We start from the raw sequence: 17,887 nt of genomic DNA on the forward strand, positions 1-17,887 counted from the left end.
ACTGTCCTTATTGTCGGGATATGGGCAATCCCGTACCGCCCCGGCAGAATCCGGACGACCCATGGCGGACGGAGGGCGCGCCAGCCTCGCCGCCCACCCGGCGACGGCGCCGCATGGGCGGCTGGGGCGGCATGATCCTGACGGCGCTCGTCGTCTTCCTCATCACCGACCTGGTGCTCTCGTTCTTCACCGGGTCCCGGCCGACCACGATCTCGTACACCGAGTTCAACCGGCAGCTGGCCACGGACAACATCTCGAAGATCTACTCCAAGGGCGACTCCATCGAGGGGCAGCTCAAGAAGAAGCAGGACGTGCCGGGGGCGGACGAGGGCACGTACATGCAGTTCAAGACCCAGCGGCCGGTCTTCGCCGACGACGACCTGTGGGCGACCCTGACGAAGAACAAGGTCACCGTCACCGCCGAACCCGTGGTCCAGCAGCGCGGCCTGCTCTACAACCTGCTGCTCTCGCTCGCCCCGGTGCTGCTGCTGGTCCTGCTCTGGCTCTACGTCTCCCGCCGGATGAGCAAGCTCGCGGGCGGGCTCGGCGGCCTGGGCGGCCTCGGCCGCAGGGCCCCGCCGACGCCGGTCGTCCCGGAGGCGGGCCGCCGCACCACCTTCGCCGACGTGGCGGGCATCGACGAGGTGGAGGCCGAGCTCAACGAGGTCGTCGACTTCCTCAAGCGCCCGCAGGCCTACCGGGCGCTCGGGGCGCGGATGCCGCGCGGCGTGCTGCTCGCCGGGCCGCCCGGCACCGGCAAGACCCTGCTCGCCCGGGCCGTGGCCGGCGAGGCCGACGTGCCGTTCTTCTCCGCCTCCGCCTCCGAGTTCATCGAGATGATCGTCGGCGTCGGCGCCGGCCGGGTGCGCGAGCTGTTCGCCGAGGCCCGCAAGGTCGCCCCGGCGATCATCTTCATCGACGAGATCGACACCATCGGCCGTGCCCGCGGCGCCGCGGGCGGCATCGGCGGCCACGACGAGCGGGAGCAGACCCTCAACCAGATCCTCACCGAGATGGACGGCTTCTCCGGCTCCGAGGGCGTCGTCGTCACAGCCGCCACCAACCGGCCCGACGTCCTCGACCCCGCCCTGACCCGGCCGGGCCGCTTCGACCGCGTCGTCCACGTCAGCCCGCCCGACCGTACGGGCCGCGAGGCGATCCTCCGCATCCACCTGCGCCAGGTACCCCTGGAGGGCGGCATCGACCTGACCGCCGTGGCCCGTGCGACGCCGGGGATGACGGGCGCCGAACTGGCCAACCTCGCCAACGAGGCCGCGCTGCTCGCCGTCAAGCGCGGCAAGGGCGCCGTCGGGCAGGGCGAGCTCTCCGACGCCCTGGAGAAGGTGCAGCTGGGCGCGGCCCGCCCGCTCGTGATCCCCATCGAGGAGCGCCGCCGTACCGCCTATCACGAGTCCGGGCACGCCCTGCTCGGCATGCTGCACCCGGGCGCCGACCCCGTACGCAAGATCACCATCGTCCCGCGCGGCCGCGCCCTCGGCGTCACCCTCTCCACCCCCGACTCCGACCGCTACGCGTACACCGAGGAGTACCTGCGCGGCCGGATCATCGGCGCGCTCGGCGGCATGGCCGCCGAGCACGTCGTCTTCGGGGTGATCACCACCGGTGCCGAGAACGACCTGGAGCAGGTCACCAACGTCGTCCGGGGCATGGTCGGCCGCTGGGGCATGAGCGAGAAGGTCGGCCCGCTCTCGGCGATCCCGGCCGACTCCCAGCAGCCCTACGGACTGTCCGCCGCCCCCGCCACCCTCGACGTGATCGACGCCGAGATGCGCAGGATCGTGGACGAGTGCTACGGGACGGCCTGCCGGCTGCTGGGCCGGCACCGCGAGCAACTGGACGCCCTCGCGGAGCGGCTGCTGGAGGCCGAGACGCTGGAGGAGGACGAGGCCTACGAGGCGGCGGGCATCCCACGGCTCGCGAAGGCCGTGGAGTAGCCGCCCTGCGGTCGCGCGGGAACGTTGCCGGTTACACCCGGGCCACCAGGTAACGGAACACGTTCTCCATCCGGACCGTGCCGTCGCCGCGCCGGTACGCGTGCAGCGCCTCGCGCAGCTCCTTGCGCACCTGGTCCTCGTCGGTGGCCGCCACGGCGGCGTCGAAGAGCCCGGTCGACACCAGGCCGCGCACCGCGCTGTCCATGTCGGGGTAGCCGAACGGGCAGGACACCCGCCCCGAGCCGTCCGGACGCAGCCCCGCCTCCCGCGCCAGCTCCTCCAGGTCGTCACGGCCGCTGAGCCGGACCGCGGGGGTGGTGCCGCGCGGCTCGGCCAGCCGGGCCGCGACCCGCAGCACCCGCCCGGTGGCGCAGCGCTCGGGCGGCCCCCAGCCGGCCAGCACGACCGGGGCGCCCCGCTCGGCCAGGCCCGCCGCGGCGCCGAGCGCCGGGACCAGCGCCGCCGGCGCCGTCCCCGGGTCGAGGGCGGTGATCATCGTGAACGGTGCCCCCTCCGGTACGGGGACCTCCTCCGGCCCGCCCGCCACGAGCCGGGTGCGCCCGCCGCGCGACCGTGCCGGTGCGCCCCACTGCTGCTCGGGCAGCAGCCGCTGCCGGGCCAGTTCGAGGCGCCGTTCGTCCGGATCGCACCCCGTGACCGCCGCGCCCCGGGCCGAGGCCATGAGCAGCGCGAGTCCCGATCCGCACCCGAGGCCGAGCAGCCGGGTGCGGGGGCCGACCTCCAACCGCTCGTGCACCGCCTCGTAGAGCGGTACGAGCATCCGCTCCTGGATCTCCGCCCAGTCACGCGCCCTGCCGTCGGTCCGGTGTGTTCGTGGGTGCCGTGCGAGCGTAGGTGTCATCGAGCGCCCCAATCAGCCGCGTCGCCGTCTCGCCGAAAGCCTTCCTCGTACGCCCCCCGGTTACGCCGCGCACCGTCATCGTCACGCCGCGCATGCCCCCGGAGCCAGCCAACTCCCCTTCCGGGCCGTAGTCCAGAGGTTTGAAGGTGAGGATTGGGCCGATTCCCGACCCCGCCGATTCACGTCCGGTGCCGCTGTCCCCGTACCATCTGCGGCATGGCAAAGGCTCCCGTACTCACACCCCAGGCGGACGACTTCCCGCGCTGGTACCAGGACCTGATCAACAAGGCCGAGCTGGCCGACAACGGCCCGGTGCGCGGCACCATGGTCATCCGGCCGTACGGGTACTCGCTGTGGGAGCGGATGCAGCAGGAGATGGACGCGCGGATCAAGGAGGCGGGCGCCCAGAACGCGTACTTCCCGCTCTTCATCCCGCAGTCCTACCTGACCCGGGAGGCCGAGCACGTCGAGGGCTTCGCGCCGGAGCTGGCCGTGGTCACCCACGGCGGCGGCAAGGAGCTGGAGGAGCCGGTCGTCGTCCGGCCCACCTCCGAGACGATCATCAACGAGTACTTCTCCAAGTGGGTGCAGAGCTACCGCGACCTGCCCCTGCTCATCAACCAGTGGGCCAACGTGGTCCGTTGGGAGATGCGCTCGCGGCTCTTCCTCCGTACGAGTGAGTTCCTGTGGCAGGAGGGCCACACCGCGCACGCCACCTACGAGGACGCCCGCGACTACGCCGCGATGATCCACCGCGACGTGTACGGGGACTTCATGACCGACGTCCTCGGCATCGACGTGGTCCTCGGCCGCAAGACCGCCCGCGAGCGCTTCGCCGGCGCCATCAACACCCTCACCCTCGAGGGCATGATGGGCGACGGCAAGGCGCTGCAGCTGGGCACCAGCCACGAGCTGGGCACCAACTTCGCCAAGGCCTTCAACACCTCCTACCTGTCGAAGGAGGGGCAGCAGGAGCTGGTCTGGCAGACCTCCTGGGGCGTGTCGACCCGCATGGTCGGCGGCCTGATCATGTCCCACGGCGACGACAACGGACTGCGCGTGCCGCCGCGGCTGGCGCCGGTGCAGGCCGTCATCCTGGCGATCAAGGGCGACGACGCGGTCGTCGCCAAGGTCCGCGAGATCGGCGACCGGCTCAAGGCCGCCGGCGTGCGCGTCCAGGTCGACGTGCGCACCGACACCCCGTTCGGCCGACGCGCCGTGGACTGGGAGCTCAAGGGCGTCCCCGTCCGCGTGGAGGTCGGCCCGCGCGACCTGGAGAACGGCACCGCGATGCTCGCCCGCCGCATCCCCGGGGGCAAGGAGCCGGTGGCGATCGACGAGCTGACCGCGCTGGTGCCCAAGGTGCTGGAGGAGGACCAGGCCACGCTGCTGCGCCAGTCCCGCGAGCGCCGCGAGTCCCGCACCGTGGACGTCAAGACGATCGCCGAGGCCGCCGAGGCCGCGGCCACCGGCTGGGCCCGCATCCCCTGGGCCGACCTCGGCCCGGAGGGCGAGGCCAGGCTGGCCGAGCAGGGCGTGTCCGTGCGCTGCCTGCTGACCGAGGACGGGCAGGTTCCGGAAACGGACGACGCGCCGGGTACCGCGGCGATCGTCGCGCGGGCATACTGACCGTCAACTGACTGAAAAGCGACGTACGTAATCGGCAGTACGTCCACGCTTGAGGCGGGTGCGTGACTTCTCCACTGTCCTCCGCACCCGCCCTCAGCCGTACGCATCATCCGGAACTGACTAGTACGTGCAAAATATTTGGGATGGCCCGGTATCGGAACACAGGGCGCCCCCGGCTCGTTGTCACGACGTGAGCACGACACCACCAGTCCTCGCCGCCGAGCTGGCAGTCGCATGGGCCGACATTCAACGGCACCATCCCGAACTGCCCGACCTGGCCGCCCCCGAGTCCCTGATCGGAGAGTCCTCGTCCGCGTGCGGCACGGAGCTCTCCTTCGAGCGCCTGCTGCACGAGGCCGTCCACGGAGTCGCCGCCGCGCGCGGCGTCCGGGACACCTCGCGGGCAGGTCGCTACCACAACCGTCGATTCCTGGCCATCGCCGACGAGCTCGGCCTGGACCACTCCGAGGAGCCGCACCCCAGCAGCGGCTTCTCCCTGGTCCAGCTGCGCCCGGACACCAAGAAGCGCTACCGGGCGACGATCGACCGCCTGCAGCGCGCGCTCAGAGCGCACACCGTGGCGACCGCCGCCGACACCGCCCGCAGTTTCCGCGGGCCCGCCGCCCGGCACGGGTCCTCGGGCGGAGGCGTACGGGTGAAGGCGGTCTGCGACTGCGGGCGCAACGTCCGGGTCGTGCCGTCCGTCCTCGCGCAGGCGCCGATCGTCTGCGGGGCGTGCGGTACGCCGTTCCGGATTCCGGAGGCCGCGGCGGTCGCGTGAGCGCCCGCCGCGCATGGGGGCGGCACCGTACGGGGGACGGCGCCGGTGGGGTCACCGGCGTGCGGCGGCATGCCCGCCGTATGGCAGAATGGTCAGCTGAGCACTCGGCAGCCGTGCAGGACCCCTCTCTCCTTCGGCTGACGCGTCCGTCGGGCAACCGGCTCCACAACCCCACGTGGTGGTCCGGCCTGCCCAACCACGTCAACTCCAGGAGAACCCACTCCCGTGGCAGTCAAGATCAAGCTGAAGCGTCTGGGCAAGATCCGTTCGCCTCACTACCGCATCGTCGTCGCCGACTCCCGTACCCGCCGTGACGGCCGGGCCATCGAGGAGATCGGTCTGTACCACCCCGTGCAGAACCCGTCGCGCATCGAGGTCAACGCCGAGCGCGTCGCGTACTGGCTGGGTGTCGGCGCGCAGCCGACCGAGCCCGTGCTCGCCATCCTGAAGAAGACCGGCGACTGGCAGAAGTACAAGGGCGAGCCGGCCCCGGCCCCGCTCCTGGTCGCCGAGCCCAAGGCCGACAAGCGCGCCCTCTTCGAGGCCGCCGCCAAGGACGCCGGTGACGGGTCCAAGGGCGAGGCCATCACCCAGAAGGCGAAGAAGTCCGACAAGAAGGACGAGGCCGCCGAGGCGGCCGAGTCGACCGAGGCCTGATCGTGCTCGAGGAGGCCCTCGAACACCTGGTCAAGGGGATCGTCGACAACCCCGACGACGTGCAGGTCGCCGAGCGCACCCTGCGTCGGGGGAAGGTCCTGGAGGTCCGGGTGCACCCCGACGACCTCGGCAAGGTGATCGGCCGCAACGGCCGCACCGCCCGCGCCCTGCGCACGGTCGTGGGCGCGATCGGCGGACGCGGTGTCCGCGTCGACCTCGTCGACGTGGACCACGTCCGCTGAGGTACGCAGCACCGGCACGGGCCGGGGGTGGCACTTGGGCCGCCCCCGGCCCGTGGCCGTATCCGACACGTGAGCACAGGAGCGCGATCAAGTGCAGCTGGTAGTGGGACGCATCGGTCGCGCCCATGGCATCAAGGGCGAGGTCTCGGTGGAGGTGCGCACCGACGAGCCGGAACTGCGGCTCGCCCCGGGCGCCGTGCTCGTCACGGACCCGGCGTCGGCCGGCCCGCTCACCGTCGAGACGGGCCGGGTGCACAGCGGCCGGCTGATGCTGCGCTTCGCCGGCGTGAAGGACCGCACCGGTGCCGAGGCGCTGCGCAACGTCCTGCTGATCGCCGACGTCGACCCGGACGAGACGCCGGAGGACCCCGAGGAGTTCTACGACCACCAGCTGGTCGACCTCGACGTGGTCACCGCCGACGGGACCGAGGTCGGCCGGATCAAGGAGATCTCCCACCTGCCGTACCACGACCTGCTGGTCGTCGAACGGCCGGACGGCAGCGAGGTCATGGTGCCCTTCGTCGCCGAGATCGTCCCCGAGATCGACCTGGAGCAGCAGCGCGCGGTCATCACGCCCCCGCCCGGCCTGCTGGACGAGGCCGAGGCGGAGCAGTAGGCCCATGCGCATCGACGTCGTCACGATCTTCCCCGAGTACCTGGAGCCGCTGAACGTCTCCCTGGTCGGCAAGGCCCGGGCGCGCGGTCAGCTGGACGTGCGCGTCCACGACCTGCGCCGGTGGACCCACGACCGGCACAACACGGTCGACGACACCCCGTACGGCGGTGGCCCGGGCATGGTCATGAAGCCCGAGCCGTGGGGCGAGGCCCTGGACACGGTCCTGGAGTCGGGGGAGGGCGATCCCGTGCTGGTGGTCCCCACCCCGAGCGGCCGCCCCTTCACCCAGGAGCTCGCGGTCGAGCTGTCCGCGAAGCCCTGGCTGGTCTTCACCCCGGCCCGGTACGAGGGCATCGACCGGCGGGTCATCGAGGAGTACGGCGAGCGGCTGGACGTCCGCGAGGTCTCCATCGGCGACTACGTCCTGGCCGGCGGCGAGGCCCCGGTGCTGGTGATGGTGGAGGCCGTGGCCCGGCTCCTGCCGGGCGTGCTGGGCAACGCCGAGTCGCACCGCGACGACTCCTTCGCCCCCGGTGCCATGGCCGACCTGCTGGAGGGCCCGGTCTTCACCAAGCCCCCGGTCTGGCGCGACCGCGGAGTGCCGGAGGTGCTGCTCAGCGGCCACCACGGCAAGGTCGCCCGCTGGCGCCGCGACGAGGCCTTCCGCCGTACGACGCAGAACCGCCCCGACCTGATCGAGCGTTGCGACCCGGCGGCCCTGGACAAGAAGGACCGCGCGATGCTCGCGGCCCTCGGCTGGGTGCAGGGCGAGGACGGCCGATTTGGGCGACTCCCGGAGTCCGTGGAAGAATAGGCGGCTGCTGCCTTGCGTCCGGCGTGCGCCCCTGCCACAGGGGGACATGACGCCCGTCCGACGCGGAGGCGGTCGGATCACCACCACTACTCCCGCCGATGACCTGTGGCATGGGCGAAGAAAGCAGACGAACATGTCCCACCTGCTCGACTCCGTCGACGCCGCGTCGCTGCGCAGCGACGTCCCGGCCTTCCGCCCCGGTGACACCGTCAACGTCCACGTCCGCGTGATCGAGGGCAACCGCTCCCGTATCCAGCAGTTCAAGGGCGTTGTCATCCGTCGCCAGGGCGCCGGCGTCCGTGAGACCTTCACGGTCCGCAAGGTCTCCTTCAGCGTCGGCGTCGAGCGTACCTTCCCGGTGCACAGCCCGATCTTCGAGAAGATCGAGCTCGTGACCCGCGGTGACGTGCGTCGCGCCAAGCTGTACTACCTCCGTGAGCTGCGCGGCAAGGCCGCGAAGATCAAGGAGAAGCGCGACAACTGAGTCCGCCCGGCACATGCGGGGCCCTATAGGCTCTGCGCCTGATGGACACAGAGGTACACCTCCCGGAGCGCGACCGCGCCGATCCCGCCGAACAGCGGGATGAGCGGTCGCGCTTCGGCGTACGTACACAGCGGTATGCGCTGCTCGCCGTGGCGGCCGCCGCCGTGGTCGCGCTGGTCAACGTCTTCGTGGCCCAGCCCTTCGAGATCCCCAGCGGGTCGATGGAGAACACCCTGCGGGCAGGGGACCGCGTGCTGGTCAACAAACTGGCGTACCGTTTCGGCGAGGCGCCCGCCAGAGGCGATGTCGTGGTGTTCGACGGCGAGGGATCGTTCGTCCAGGACTCCGGCGGGAGCGACTACGTCAAGCGGGTCATCGGTGTCGGTGGGGACCGGGTGACCTGCTGCGACGAGCGGGGCAGGATCACCGTCAACGGGCGCCCGCTGGACGAGACCTATCTTTACCCCGGGGACACGCCGTCCCGGGTAGCGTTCGACATCGAGGTTCCGAAGGGGAGGCTGTGGGTGATGGGTGACCACCGTGCCGACAGCCGCGATTCCCGTGACCATCTGGGCGACCCCGGAGGGGGCACCGTTCCGGTGGACAAGGTGATCGGCCGGGCCGAGGCGACCTTCTGGCCGCTGGGCCGCCGCCGCTCCCTGGACGGCGCCCATGGGTAGCCGCGGGCGGGCGAACGCCGGCCAGCCGAGCCGTGCCGAGTACCTGGGAGAGGAGCCGGCGGGCCCGCGCAGGGGCGGCGGCCGGGCCGAGCGGCGCAAGCTGGCGCGGAAGGTCAAGCGCAGGCGGCGTCGTTCCGCGGCCAGGGAGATACCCCTGCTCATCGGGGTCGCGCTGCTGATCGCGCTGGTGCTCAAGACCTTCCTGCTGCAGGCCTTCGTCATCCCGTCGGGCTCGATGGAGCAGACGATCAGGATCGGGGACCGCGTCGTCGTCGACAAGCTCACGCCGTGGTTCGGCTCCCGGCCGCAGCGCGGCGACGTGGTGGTGTTCAAGGACCCCGGCAACTGGCTGGAGGGCGAGCAGGCCCAGTCCGGCGAGGACCCGGTGGTCGTGAAGCAGGTCAAGGAGTTCTTCACCTTCATCGGGCTGCTGCCGTCCGCGGACGAGCAGGACCTGATCAAGCGGGTGGTCGCGGTCGGCGGCGACACGGTGAAGTGCTGCGACGCCCAGGGGAAGATCACCGTCAACGGGACCCCGCTGGACGAGCCCTACATCCATCCGGGCAATCCGCCGTCGGAGATCAAGTTCACGGTCAAGGTCCCGCCGAACCGGCTCTTCGTGATGGGTGACCACCGGTCCAACTCCGCGGACTCCCGCTTCCACCTCAAGGACGCCGGCGACGGCACCGTGCCGGAGAACCTGGTGGTGGGCAGGGCCTTCGCCGTGGCCTGGCCGATGGGGCACTGGGCGGGGCTGAAGGAACCGGCGACGTACTCCGGCGTCGCCGCGCCGGGGGGTTCGGGCGCGTCTGCCGCGAGGGCGGGCCCGGGAGTGGCAACATCCAACAATCGGCAAGGAATGACCCCGCTCCCGACTCCTGCGGAACTCCCGCTCGTTATGGGGGTGGTGGGCTTGCGCCGCATATGGCGCGGGCGGCAGCGCGCAGCAAGCGGAGTAAGGAGTGGATGTGGGGGACCTGGTGGTCGGCGCAAGGTCCGGACGCGGAGAGCCGGAGGATCGGGACCCCACGTCGGGCGGCTCGGCGGGCGACGGCGAGGCGCCGCTCGGAAAGAAAGGCCCGGACGCGGGCGCGGAAACCTCCGAAGAGGCGAGTGACACGAAGGGCCGTGACGGCGACGCGGGCAAGAAGCAGCAGCAACGTTCGTTCTGGAAGGAACTGCCGCTGCTGATCGTCATCGCGCTCGCGCTGGCCTGGCTGATCAAGACCTTCCTGCTGCAGGCGTTCTCCATCCCCTCGGCGTCGATGGAGAACACCCTGAGGATCGGCGACCGGGTCCTGGTCGACAAGCTCACGCCCTGGTTCGGCTCCGAGCCCGAGCGCGGCGAGGTCGTCGTCTTCCACGACCCGGGCGGCTGGCTCGGCGAGACCGTCCCGGTGGACACCAACCCGGTGACGAACGCGATCCAGAAGGGTCTGAGCTTCGTCGGCCTCATGCCGTCCGCGGAGGAGAAGGACCTGATCAAGCGGGTCATCGCGGTCGGCGGGGACACGGTGGAGTGCAAGGGCACCGGCCCGGTCAAGGTGAACGGCAAGGCGCTGGACGAGCCGTACATCTACCCGGGGAACACCCCCTGCGGTGACCGTCCCTTCGGCCCGATCAAGGTCCCGGACGGCCGCATCTGGGTGATGGGCGACCACCGGCAGGACTCCCTGGACTCCCGTTACCACCAGAACCTGCCGGGCAACGGCACGGTCTCCGTGGACGAGGTCGTCGGCCGCGCGGTCGTCGTGGCCTGGCCGATCAGCAACTGGTCCACCCTCCCCGTGCCCAGCACCTTCGACCAGCCCGGCATCAACGCGGCGGCCGCAGGTCTGCCGGCCGCGGGTCTGCCGGCCGCGGGCGGACTGGCCGGTGCGGTCCCGCTGGTGCTGTGGCGGCGGCGCCGTCTGATCAACCGGGCCGGGTGAGAGGGCTGCCCTCGGTCCGTACCGCCGGGTAGGGTGCGGACGCATGAGCACGAGCACACGCACGGGCACGCGGACGGCGACGGGGCGAGCAGGCGAACAGGGCGGCGGGCGGACCGGACGGATAGTCTCCGGTCTGGCCGTCGCCCTCGGCTGCGTGCTGTTCCTCGGCGGTTTCGTCTGGGGTGCGCTGGTCTACCAGCCGTACACCGTCCCCACCGGATCCATGACCCCGACCGTCGACGCGGGCGACAAGATCCTCGCCCAGCGGATCGACGGCTCCGATGTGCGGCGCGGGGACATCGTGGTCTTCACCGACCCGCTGTGGGGCGACGTCCCCATGGTGAAGCGGGTCGTGGCGGTCGGCGGTGACAAGGTGGCCTGCTGCGACAAGCAGGGACGGCTCACGGTCGACGGCAAGCCGGTCGACGAGCCGTTCCGGCTCGACCCCGAGGGCCCGGCGTCGCCGACCTCCTTCTCGGCCACCGTTCCCCGAGACAACCTGTTCATGATGGGCGACAACCGGGCGACGTCCGAGGACTCCCGCTTCCGCCTCGGCGACGCCGACAACGGCTCCGTGCCGCGCAGCACGGTGTCCGCGCGGGTCGACGGTGTGGCCTGGCCGCTCGGCCGCGCGGGCGTGGTCGCCAGGACCGGCGCGTTCGCCGCACTGCCGGGCGACGGGCCCTCCGGCCCCGGGCCGCTGCGCACGGTGGGCGTGGCGCTCGCGGCCGGCGTGGTCCTGATCTTCGCTGGTGCGGCCTACGGCCCGGTTGCGGACCGGGCCCGGCGGCGGAGGGCGGCGCGATAACGATGCGACGGCGCGCGGCCCGGGTCGTCCTCCTGGACCCCTCCGACCGGATCCTGCTGCTCCACGGGTACGAGCCGGACGACCCGTCCGTCACCTGGTGGTTCACCCCGGGCGGCGGTGTCGAGGAGGGCGAGAGCCTGGACGTCGCGGCGCGCCGCGAGCTCGCGGAGGAGACCGGGATCACCACGGCCCTGCTCGGGCCGGTGCTGTGGGAGCGCTCGTGCGCCTTCGACTTCGACGGCCGGCGCTGGGAGCAGGACGAGTGGTACTACCTGGCCCGCACCGACGACGTCCGGGTGCACACGGCCGGTCTCACCGAGCTGGAGCAGCGCAGCGTCGACGGCCTGCGATGGTGGACCTGTGAGGAACTGCTCGCCTCGCATGAGACGGTGTACCCGACCAGGCTCGCCGAGCTGCTGCGCGCATTGCTCGACGAAGGTCCCCCATTGTCCCCGATTCACCTGGGGACGGAGCGTGACTGACGCACAATGGGGGGACGTACGGCTGAAGGGGAACATGCCATGAGCGCCGAGGACCTCGAGAAGTACGAGACCGAGATGGAGCTGAAGCTCTACAGGGAGTACCGGGATGTCGTCGGCCTGTTCAAGTACGTGATCGAGACGGAGCGTCGTTTCTACCTCACCAACGACTACGAGATGCAGGTGCACTCGGTCCAGGGCGAGGTGTTCTTCGAGGTCTCCATGGCCGACGCGTGGGTGTGGGACATGTACCGGCCGGCGCGCTTCGTGAAGCAGGTGCGCGTGCTGACGTTCAAGGACGTGAACATCGAGGAGCTGAACAAGGCCGACCTCGACCTGCCCTCGGACGACTCCGGCTTCAACGGCTGAGCCGGCCGGGGCCGACGGGTTGTCCACAGGCCCCGATCAAGATCATCTCTCGGGCGCCACCTCCCTCACAGTGAGTGACGGAGGTGGTACCGATGAACGCCCGAGGAGCTTTCGGACGCTACGGCGAGGAACTGGCGGCACGGTCTCTGACCGAGGCCGGGATGACCGTGCTGGAGCGGAACTGGCGGTGCAGGCACCGCGAACGGCACGGCGAGATCGACATCGTGGCGGCGGACGGCGACGCGCTCGTGGTGTGCGAGGTGAAGTCGCGCGCGGAGTCCTGCGGTGAGCACCCGATGGCCGCCGTCACCCCGCGCAAGGCGGAGCGGCTGCGGCTGCTCGCCGAATGCTGGCTCGCCGACCACGGCGGACCGCCGCCGGGCGGGGTGCGGATCGACGTGGTCGGTGTGGTGCTGCCGCCCCGGGGCGCCGCCCGCGTCGAGCACGTGCGGGGGGTGGAGTGATGGGCTTCGCCCGGACGTGTTCGGTGGCGCTGCTGGGTGTGGAGGGCGTCGTCGTCGAGGTCCAGGCGGACCTGGAGGCGGGGGTGGCGGCGTTCACGCTGGTGGGGCTGCCGGACAAGAGCCTGAGCGAGAGCCGCGACCGGGTCCGCGCCGCCATCGTGAACAGTGGCGAGACCTGGCCGCAGAAGAAGCTCACCGTCGGCCTCAGCCCGGCCTCCGTCCCCAAGGGTGGCAGCGGCTTCGACCTGGCGGTCGCGTGCGCCGTCCTCGCCGCGAACGACCGCGTCGCCCCGCGCGACATCGCCGACCTGATGATGATCGGCGAGCTCGGCCTCGACGGCCGGGTCCGCCCGGTCCGCGGGGTGCTGCCCGCGGTCCTCGCCGCCGCCGACGCCGGGTACCGCCACGTCGTGGTCCCCGAGCGCACGGTCGCCGAGGCCTCGCTCGTACCGGGGGTCTCCGTGCTCGGGGTCCGCAGCCTGCGGCAGCTGATCGCACTGCTCAACGACGAGCTCGCCCCGGAGGAGGACGAGGAGCCCGCCGACGGGAGGCCGGACCCGATGCTGGCCGGCCTGACCCTGCCGGGCGCCGGCCACGGCACGGGGCTCGCCGACACCGGCACCCCGGATCTGGCCGAGGTCGCAGGGCAGGGCACCGCCAGGACCGCCCTGGAGGTCGCGGCCGCCGGCGGTCACCACATCTATCTGAAGGGGCCGCCGGGCGCTGGCAAGACGATGCTGGCCGAGCGGCTGCCCGGGCTGCTGCCGCCGCTCACCCGGCAGGAGGCGGTGGAGGTCACCGCCGTCCACTCGGTCGCCGGGATGCTGCCGCCGGGCCGGCACATGGTGGACCAGCCGCCGTACTGCGCGCCGCACCACTCGGCGACCATGCAGTCCCTGGTCGGCGGCGGAAACGGGCTGCCGCGGCCGGGTGCCGTCTCGCTCTCCCACAAAGGTGTGCTTTTTCTGGACGAAGCACCCGAATTCAATGGTCAGGCCCTCGACGCGCTGCGTCAGCCCCTGGAGTCCGGCCACGTGGTGATCGCCAGGGCGGCCGGAGTCGTCCGCCTTCCCGCGCGATTCCTGCTCGTCCTCGCCGCCAACCCCTGTCCCTGCGGGCGGTACGGCTCACCCGGCGGGACGTGCGACTGCACGCCGAGCATGATCCGCCGCTACCAGGGGCGGCTCTCGGGGCCCCTCCTGGACAGGGTTGATGTGCGGGTCGAGGTGGAAGCCGTCAGCCGCTCCGAGCTGATCGGGGGCGCCGGCTCCGCGGAGTCCACCGCGGTGGTCGCCACGCGGGTGCGGGAGGCCCGCGAGCGCGCCGCCGCCCGGTACGCGGACACCCCGTGGCGGCTCAACAGCGAGGTCCCCGGCCATGAGTTGCGCACCCGCTGGGCCATGGCGCCCGGAGCCCTGCGCTCCGCGGAGCGGGACATGGAGCGCGGGCTCCTCACCGCGCGGGGACTCGACCGGGTCCTGCGCGTGGCCTGGACGGTCGCCGACCTCGCGGGCCGTGACCGGCCCGACGGCGTCGACATGGAGCGCGCCCTGGAGCTGCGCACCGGTGTGCGCCGCGGTATGGCGGCGGCGACGGGGGCCGCGCGATGACGCAGATGCCGCCCGGCACGGACACGGACGGGGACGCCGGGCCGGGCTTGGAGGAGGAGCCGCCACCGACGCCCGAGGAGCGTCTGGCCCGCGCCGCCGTGACGCGGATCGCCGATCCCGGCGACGGACTCGTCGACGCCTGGCTGCGGGAGCTCGGCCCCGTCGAGACCGTACGGGCCCTCACCGCCGGTGAAGAGCTGCCCGGTGCGGGCGAGCAGCGGGCGGCCGGATACGCCCTGCGGGCCCGCCGGACCCGGCCGGAGCGGGATCTGACGGCGGCCCGGGCCATGGGGGCCCGTTTCGTGTGCCCCGGTGACCCGGACTGGCCGCGGCAGCTCGACGACCTGGGCGGCGAGCGCCCGTACGGACTGTGGGTGCGCGGCGGGGCCTCGCTGCGGATGTGGGCGCTGCGGTCGGTCGCCGTCGTAGGCGCCCGCGCCTGCACCGACTACGGCTCCCACATGGCGGCGTCCCTCGGCGCCGACCTGGCGGAGGCCGGCTGGGTCACCGTCTCCGGGGCCGCCTACGGCGTCGACGGCGCCGCGCACCGCGGAGCGCTGTCCGTGACGGGGGCGACCGTGGGGGTCGTCGCCTCCGGAGTGGACGTGCCGTATCCGCCGGGTCATGCCGAGTTGATCGGACGCATCGCCGAACAGGGGCTGCTCATCGGTGAATTGCCACCCGGATCGCATCCCACCCGCAGCCGCTTCGTGCTCCGCAACCGCGTGATCGCCGCCCTCACCCGGGGCACCGTCGTCATCGAGGCCCAGTACCGCAGCGGCTCCCTGATCACCGCCCGCCGGGCCCGCAAGCTGGGCCGTTTCGTCATGGGCGTGCCGGGACCCTGCACCTCGGCGCTGTCCCAAGGGGTCCACGAGCTGCTGCGCGCCGAGGGGGTCCTGGTCACCGGCGCCGCCGACGTCATCGAACTCGTCGGCCGCATCGGCGAGGACCTCGCGCCCGAGCGCCGCGGGCCGGTCCTGCCGCGGGATCTGCTCCCGTCCGCGGCCGCCCGGGTCCTGGAGGCCCTGCCCGCCCGGGGCGGGGCCGGCGTAGCGGAGCTCGCGGTCGCCGCCGCGAGCACCCCCGACGACACCCTGACCAGGCTCCATGAGCTGCACGCCCTCGGTTTCGTCGAACGGGACGGCCCGCGCTGGAAGTTGTCGCAAGGCCGTGAGGCGGCTCCCACGGCTCCCACGGCAGAGGGAGGTGGCCAAGCCGACACGCTCTCCCGGTGAACACACCATCAGGTGACAGGACGGTTCTTGACCTGGGACCCCCTGGATGGCGAGGTTATGGGGACGCCCGAACGTCGCCCTGAGCGACGGTATGGTCACGCTACGCTCAAGGAGGTTCGAGTCCCGCCCGTCCCTCAGGTCACGCAGAACGGCTCAGATCGACGCATGCACCGGCACACTCCCGGGCACGAAGGCAGCACGGCGGCGACCGCCGTCACCGGAAACCCCCGGCCGCCCGCCCCCACCTCGCTCGACGCGCTGTGGCGGACCTACAAGTCCACGGGGGACGCACGCCTGCGCGAGCAGCTGATCCTGCACTACTCACCCCTGGTGAAGTACGTCGCGGGACGCGTGAGCGTCGGCCTGCCGGCCAACGTGGAACAGGCGGACTTCGTCTCCTCCGGGGTCTTCGGGCTCATCGACGCCATCGAGAAGTTCGACCCAGAGCGCGCGATCAAGTTCGAGACCTACGCGATCACCAGGATCCGCGGGGCCATGATCGACGAGCTGCGCGCCCTGGACTGGATCCCGCGCTCGGTGCGCCAGAAGGCCCGCGCGGTGGAGCGCGCCTACGCCACCCTCGAGGCCTCCCTGCGGCGCACCCCGACCGAGTCCGAGGTCGCCGCCGAGATGGGCATCGCCCTGGAGGAGCTGCACGGCGTCTTCAGCCAGCTCTCCCTGGCCAACGTCGTCGCCCTGGAGGAACTGCTCCACGCGGGCACCGACGGCGGCGACCGGCTCACCCTGGTCGACACCCTGGAGGACACCGGCGCCGACAACCCCGTCGAGGTCGCCGAGGACCGCGAGCTGCGCCGCCTGCTGGCCCGCGCCGTCAACACGCTGCCCGAGCGCGAGAAGACCGTGGTCACCCTCTACTACTACGAGGGGCTCACCCTCGCGGAGATCGGCCAGGTGCTCGGGGTCACCGAGAGCAGGGTCAGCCAGATCCACACGAAATCCGTTCTGCAATTGCGCGCGAAACTGGCCGACGTCGGCCGTTGACGCCGCTTTGCCCACGGGTGCGCCCGATGACAGCGCCGCTTCCGTACAGTGGTGAGGTGCCCAAGATTCGAGCGGCCTCGGTGGCCGAGCACCGGTCGATGCAGCGTGACGCCCTGCTGGACGCCGCGCGCAGTCTGCTCTCCGAAGGCGGGACGGAGGCCCTGACCTTCCCCGCCCTCGCGGAGCGCACCGGGCTCGCCCGGTCCTCCGTCTACGAGTACTTCCGCTCCCGGGCCGCAGTCGTCGAGGAGCTGTGCGCCGTCGACTTCCCCGTCTGGGCGGCCGAGGTCGAGGCGGCCATGGAGGCCGCCCCCACCGCCGAAGCCAAGATCGAGGCGTACGTCCGCAGCCAGCTCACGCTCGTCGGTGACCGCCGGCACCGGGCCGTGGTCGCGATCTCCGCGGGCGAACTCGACTCGGGCGCCCGTGAGAAGATCCGCGCCGCCCACGGTGGTCTGGTCGCCATGGTCGTCGAGGCGCTCGCCGGGCTCGGCCACCATGAGCCGAGGCTCACCGCGATGCTGCTCCAGGGCATCGTCGACTCCGCGGTCCGCCGGATCGAGCTCGGCGCCGCCGAGGAGCCGGACGCCATCGCCGACGCGGCCGTCACCATGGCCCTGCGCGGCGTCCTGGGCTGACCGGCGGGACCTTCCCGAGCGCCTCGATCGCCCCGGCCACCGTTCCGGCCACCCCTTCCGGCAAGGGCACCCCGAAGACCGGCAGGAGTCGCGACGGCCCGCCGCGCAGCATCCCGTCCGGCAGCAGCGACAGCGGGTCGAGGTAGACCTCCCCGCGCAGCAGCCCCCAGTGCAGGCAGCCGCCGGGGCAGTGCCACGGGCCTTCCGAGAGCACCCCCACCTCCTGCCCCGCTCCGACCTCGTCGCCCACCGCGACCGAGGCCCGCACCGGCTGGTACGTGATGCGCAGCCCGCCGGCGAGCTCGATCGCCACGACCCCGCGCCCCGCCACCTGACCGGCGTACGACACCCTGCCGGGCGCCGCCGCGCGCACCGGTGCGCCGGGCCCCGCGCGCAGGTCCACCCCGCGGTGCCCCGCCGCCCACGGCACCGCGGGCGGATCGAACCCCCGCTCCACGACCGGTCGCCGGCCCCCGCCGGACGGATCCACCGGCCAGGCCCGGTCCGTGCCCCCGCCGGCCGGGACGACCGGCGTCCGGGCAGCGGCCCCCACCGGGTGCACGAGCCCCCCGAGCCACGTCAGTACCGCCAACACCACCACCGCGTATGTCCTCATGGTCCAACGGTG

21 protein-coding genes are annotated in these 17,887 nt (G+C 72.3%); 19 read left to right on the forward strand and 2 right to left on the reverse strand.

Going from position 1 to position 17,887, the window contains the following annotated elements:
* Nucleotides 1–20 precede the first annotated feature (20 nt).
* A complete protein-coding gene (gene ftsH, locus ABZ312_RS25155; RefSeq protein ID WP_499514221.1) occupies nucleotides 21–1,955 on the forward strand; it encodes an ATP-dependent metallopeptidase FtsH/Yme1/Tma family protein in 1,935 nt (644 codons plus the stop codon).
* 31 nt (nucleotides 1,956–1,986) lie between these two features.
* Here ftsH and ABZ312_RS25160 read toward each other — a convergent pair whose 3' ends face one another.
* Nucleotides 1,987–2,817, reverse strand: a complete 831-nt coding sequence (locus tag ABZ312_RS25160) for a class I SAM-dependent methyltransferase (protein ID WP_500325674.1) — start codon at nucleotides 2,815–2,817, stop codon at nucleotides 1,987–1,989.
* A gap of 216 nt (nucleotides 2,818–3,033) precedes the next feature.
* On the opposite strand from ABZ312_RS25160, the gene proS reads away from it, so the two are divergent.
* The 18 genes from proS (at nucleotide 3,034) to ABZ312_RS25250 (ending at nucleotide 17,259) form a co-directional block, all read left to right on the forward strand.
* Complete coding sequence (proS, locus tag ABZ312_RS25165; RefSeq protein ID WP_500325676.1) at nucleotides 3,034–4,446, forward strand: proline--tRNA ligase; 1,413 nt, start codon at nucleotides 3,034–3,036, stop codon at nucleotides 4,444–4,446.
* Between the two features lie 190 nt (nucleotides 4,447–4,636).
* Nucleotides 4,637–5,227 carry a hypothetical protein gene (locus ABZ312_RS25170; protein ID WP_499514224.1) on the forward strand — a complete coding sequence of 197 codons (591 nt, stop codon included), beginning with the start codon at nucleotides 4,637–4,639 and terminating at the stop codon, nucleotides 5,225–5,227.
* Nucleotides 5,228–5,452: 225 nt separating this feature from the next.
* Nucleotides 5,453–5,884 (forward strand): 30S ribosomal protein S16, encoded by a 432-nt coding sequence (gene rpsP / locus ABZ312_RS25175; RefSeq protein WP_499514225.1) that lies wholly within the window; start codon nucleotides 5,453–5,455, stop codon nucleotides 5,882–5,884.
* A 2-nt stretch (nucleotides 5,885–5,886) separates the two neighbouring features.
* On the forward strand, nucleotides 5,887–6,126 hold the full coding sequence (locus tag ABZ312_RS25180; RefSeq protein WP_450395265.1) for an RNA-binding protein: 240 nt from the start codon (nucleotides 5,887–5,889) through the stop codon (nucleotides 6,124–6,126).
* A 91-nt stretch (nucleotides 6,127–6,217) separates the two neighbouring features.
* Entirely contained in the window at nucleotides 6,218–6,742 is a 525-nt protein-coding gene (rimM, locus tag ABZ312_RS25185; protein ID WP_500325681.1) for a ribosome maturation factor RimM, read from the forward strand.
* Nucleotides 6,743–6,746: 4 nt separating this feature from the next.
* Nucleotides 6,747–7,556 carry a tRNA (guanosine(37)-N1)-methyltransferase TrmD gene (gene trmD / locus ABZ312_RS25190; protein ID WP_500325682.1) on the forward strand — a complete coding sequence of 270 codons (810 nt, stop codon included), beginning with the start codon at nucleotides 6,747–6,749 and terminating at the stop codon, nucleotides 7,554–7,556.
* A gap of 133 nt (nucleotides 7,557–7,689) precedes the next feature.
* Nucleotides 7,690–8,040, forward strand: a complete 351-nt coding sequence (gene rplS, locus ABZ312_RS25195; protein ID WP_105869103.1) for a 50S ribosomal protein L19 — start codon at nucleotides 7,690–7,692, stop codon at nucleotides 8,038–8,040.
* Between the two features lie 41 nt (nucleotides 8,041–8,081).
* On the forward strand, nucleotides 8,082–8,720 hold the full coding sequence (gene lepB, locus ABZ312_RS25200; protein WP_500325684.1) for a signal peptidase I: 639 nt from the start codon (nucleotides 8,082–8,084) through the stop codon (nucleotides 8,718–8,720).
* The gene (gene lepB, locus ABZ312_RS25205) at nucleotides 8,713–9,837 is read left to right on the forward strand and encodes a signal peptidase I (RefSeq protein WP_500325686.1); all 1,125 of its coding nucleotides are present in this window, start codon (nucleotides 8,713–8,715) and stop codon (nucleotides 9,835–9,837) included. The genes lepB (ABZ312_RS25200) and lepB (ABZ312_RS25205) overlap by 8 nt, the downstream gene beginning before the upstream one ends.
* Nucleotides 9,838–9,898: 61 nt before the next feature.
* A complete protein-coding gene (lepB, locus tag ABZ312_RS25210; protein WP_500325863.1) occupies nucleotides 9,899–10,651 on the forward strand; it encodes a signal peptidase I in 753 nt (250 codons plus the stop codon).
* Between the two features lie 43 nt (nucleotides 10,652–10,694).
* Entirely contained in the window at nucleotides 10,695–11,459 is a 765-nt protein-coding gene (lepB, locus tag ABZ312_RS25215; protein ID WP_500325688.1) for a signal peptidase I, read from the forward strand.
* Nucleotides 11,460–11,461: 2 nt separating this feature from the next.
* Complete coding sequence (locus tag ABZ312_RS25220; protein ID WP_500325690.1) at nucleotides 11,462–11,941, forward strand: NUDIX hydrolase; 480 nt, start codon at nucleotides 11,462–11,464, stop codon at nucleotides 11,939–11,941.
* A gap of 39 nt (nucleotides 11,942–11,980) precedes the next feature.
* A complete protein-coding gene (locus tag ABZ312_RS25225) occupies nucleotides 11,981–12,307 on the forward strand; it encodes a DUF2469 domain-containing protein (RefSeq protein WP_018562949.1) in 327 nt (108 codons plus the stop codon).
* A 92-nt stretch (nucleotides 12,308–12,399) separates the two neighbouring features.
* Nucleotides 12,400–12,771, forward strand: a complete 372-nt coding sequence (locus ABZ312_RS25230; RefSeq protein WP_499514232.1) for a YraN family protein — start codon at nucleotides 12,400–12,402, stop codon at nucleotides 12,769–12,771.
* Nucleotides 12,771–14,381, forward strand: a complete 1,611-nt coding sequence (locus ABZ312_RS25235; RefSeq protein ID WP_500325692.1) for a YifB family Mg chelatase-like AAA ATPase — start codon at nucleotides 12,771–12,773, stop codon at nucleotides 14,379–14,381. The genes ABZ312_RS25230 and ABZ312_RS25235 overlap by 1 nt, the downstream gene beginning before the upstream one ends.
* Nucleotides 14,378–15,619 carry a DNA-processing protein DprA gene (dprA, locus tag ABZ312_RS25240; RefSeq protein WP_500438843.1) on the forward strand — a complete coding sequence of 414 codons (1,242 nt, stop codon included), beginning with the start codon at nucleotides 14,378–14,380 and terminating at the stop codon, nucleotides 15,617–15,619. The genes ABZ312_RS25235 and dprA overlap by 4 nt, the downstream gene beginning before the upstream one ends.
* Before the next feature lie 165 nt (nucleotides 15,620–15,784).
* The gene (gene whiG, locus ABZ312_RS25245) at nucleotides 15,785–16,621 is read left to right on the forward strand and encodes an RNA polymerase sigma factor WhiG (protein ID WP_500325696.1); all 837 of its coding nucleotides are present in this window, start codon (nucleotides 15,785–15,787) and stop codon (nucleotides 16,619–16,621) included.
* 80 nt (nucleotides 16,622–16,701) lie between these two features.
* Entirely contained in the window at nucleotides 16,702–17,259 is a 558-nt protein-coding gene (locus tag ABZ312_RS25250; protein WP_500325864.1) for a TetR/AcrR family transcriptional regulator, read from the forward strand.
* Here ABZ312_RS25250 and ABZ312_RS25255 read toward each other — a convergent pair.
* On the reverse strand, nucleotides 17,228–17,875 hold the full coding sequence (locus tag ABZ312_RS25255; RefSeq protein WP_500438844.1) for a murein hydrolase activator EnvC family protein: 648 nt from the start codon (nucleotides 17,873–17,875) through the stop codon (nucleotides 17,228–17,230). The genes ABZ312_RS25250 and ABZ312_RS25255 overlap by 32 nt on opposite strands.
* Nucleotides 17,876–17,887: the final 12 nt, after the last annotated feature.

The sequence above is a fragment of the Streptomyces sp. NPDC006207 genome (assembly GCF_040613835.1).
Classification (GTDB): domain Bacteria; phylum Actinomycetota; class Actinomycetes; order Streptomycetales; family Streptomycetaceae; genus Actinacidiphila.

What these genes read in the sequence shown, in the direction of transcription:
- whiG (WP_500325696.1), top strand. Translation starts at nt 15,785, where the DNA reads ATGCACCGGCACACTCCCGGGCACGAAGGCAGCACGGCGGCGACCGCC.
- ABZ312_RS25220 (WP_500325690.1), top strand. Translation starts at nt 11,462, where the DNA reads ATGCGACGGCGCGCGGCCCGGGTCGTCCTCCTGGACCCCTCCGACCGG.
- rplS (WP_105869103.1), top strand. Translation starts at nt 7,690, where the DNA reads ATGTCCCACCTGCTCGACTCCGTCGACGCCGCGTCGCTGCGCAGCGAC.
- dprA (WP_500438843.1), top strand. Translation starts at nt 14,378, where the DNA reads ATGACGCAGATGCCGCCCGGCACGGACACGGACGGGGACGCCGGGCCG.
- ABZ312_RS25235 (WP_500325692.1), top strand. Translation starts at nt 12,771, where the DNA reads ATGGGCTTCGCCCGGACGTGTTCGGTGGCGCTGCTGGGTGTGGAGGGC.
- ABZ312_RS25160 (WP_500325674.1), bottom strand. Translation starts at nt 2,817, where the DNA reads ATGACACCTACGCTCGCACGGCACCCACGAACACACCGGACCGACGGC.
- lepB (WP_500325684.1), top strand. Translation starts at nt 8,082, where the DNA reads ATGGACACAGAGGTACACCTCCCGGAGCGCGACCGCGCCGATCCCGCC.
- ABZ312_RS25230 (WP_499514232.1), top strand. Translation starts at nt 12,400, where the DNA reads ATGAACGCCCGAGGAGCTTTCGGACGCTACGGCGAGGAACTGGCGGCA.
- trmD (WP_500325682.1), top strand. Translation starts at nt 6,747, where the DNA reads ATGCGCATCGACGTCGTCACGATCTTCCCCGAGTACCTGGAGCCGCTG.
- ABZ312_RS25255 (WP_500438844.1), bottom strand. Translation starts at nt 17,875, where the DNA reads ATGAGGACATACGCGGTGGTGGTGTTGGCGGTACTGACGTGGCTCGGG.
- ABZ312_RS25225 (WP_018562949.1), top strand. Translation starts at nt 11,981, where the DNA reads ATGAGCGCCGAGGACCTCGAGAAGTACGAGACCGAGATGGAGCTGAAG.
- lepB (WP_500325686.1), top strand. Translation starts at nt 8,713, where the DNA reads ATGGGTAGCCGCGGGCGGGCGAACGCCGGCCAGCCGAGCCGTGCCGAG.
- lepB (WP_500325688.1), top strand. Translation starts at nt 10,695, where the DNA reads ATGAGCACGAGCACACGCACGGGCACGCGGACGGCGACGGGGCGAGCA.
- proS (WP_500325676.1), top strand. Translation starts at nt 3,034, where the DNA reads ATGGCAAAGGCTCCCGTACTCACACCCCAGGCGGACGACTTCCCGCGC.
- ftsH (WP_499514221.1), top strand. Translation starts at nt 21, where the DNA reads ATGGGCAATCCCGTACCGCCCCGGCAGAATCCGGACGACCCATGGCGG.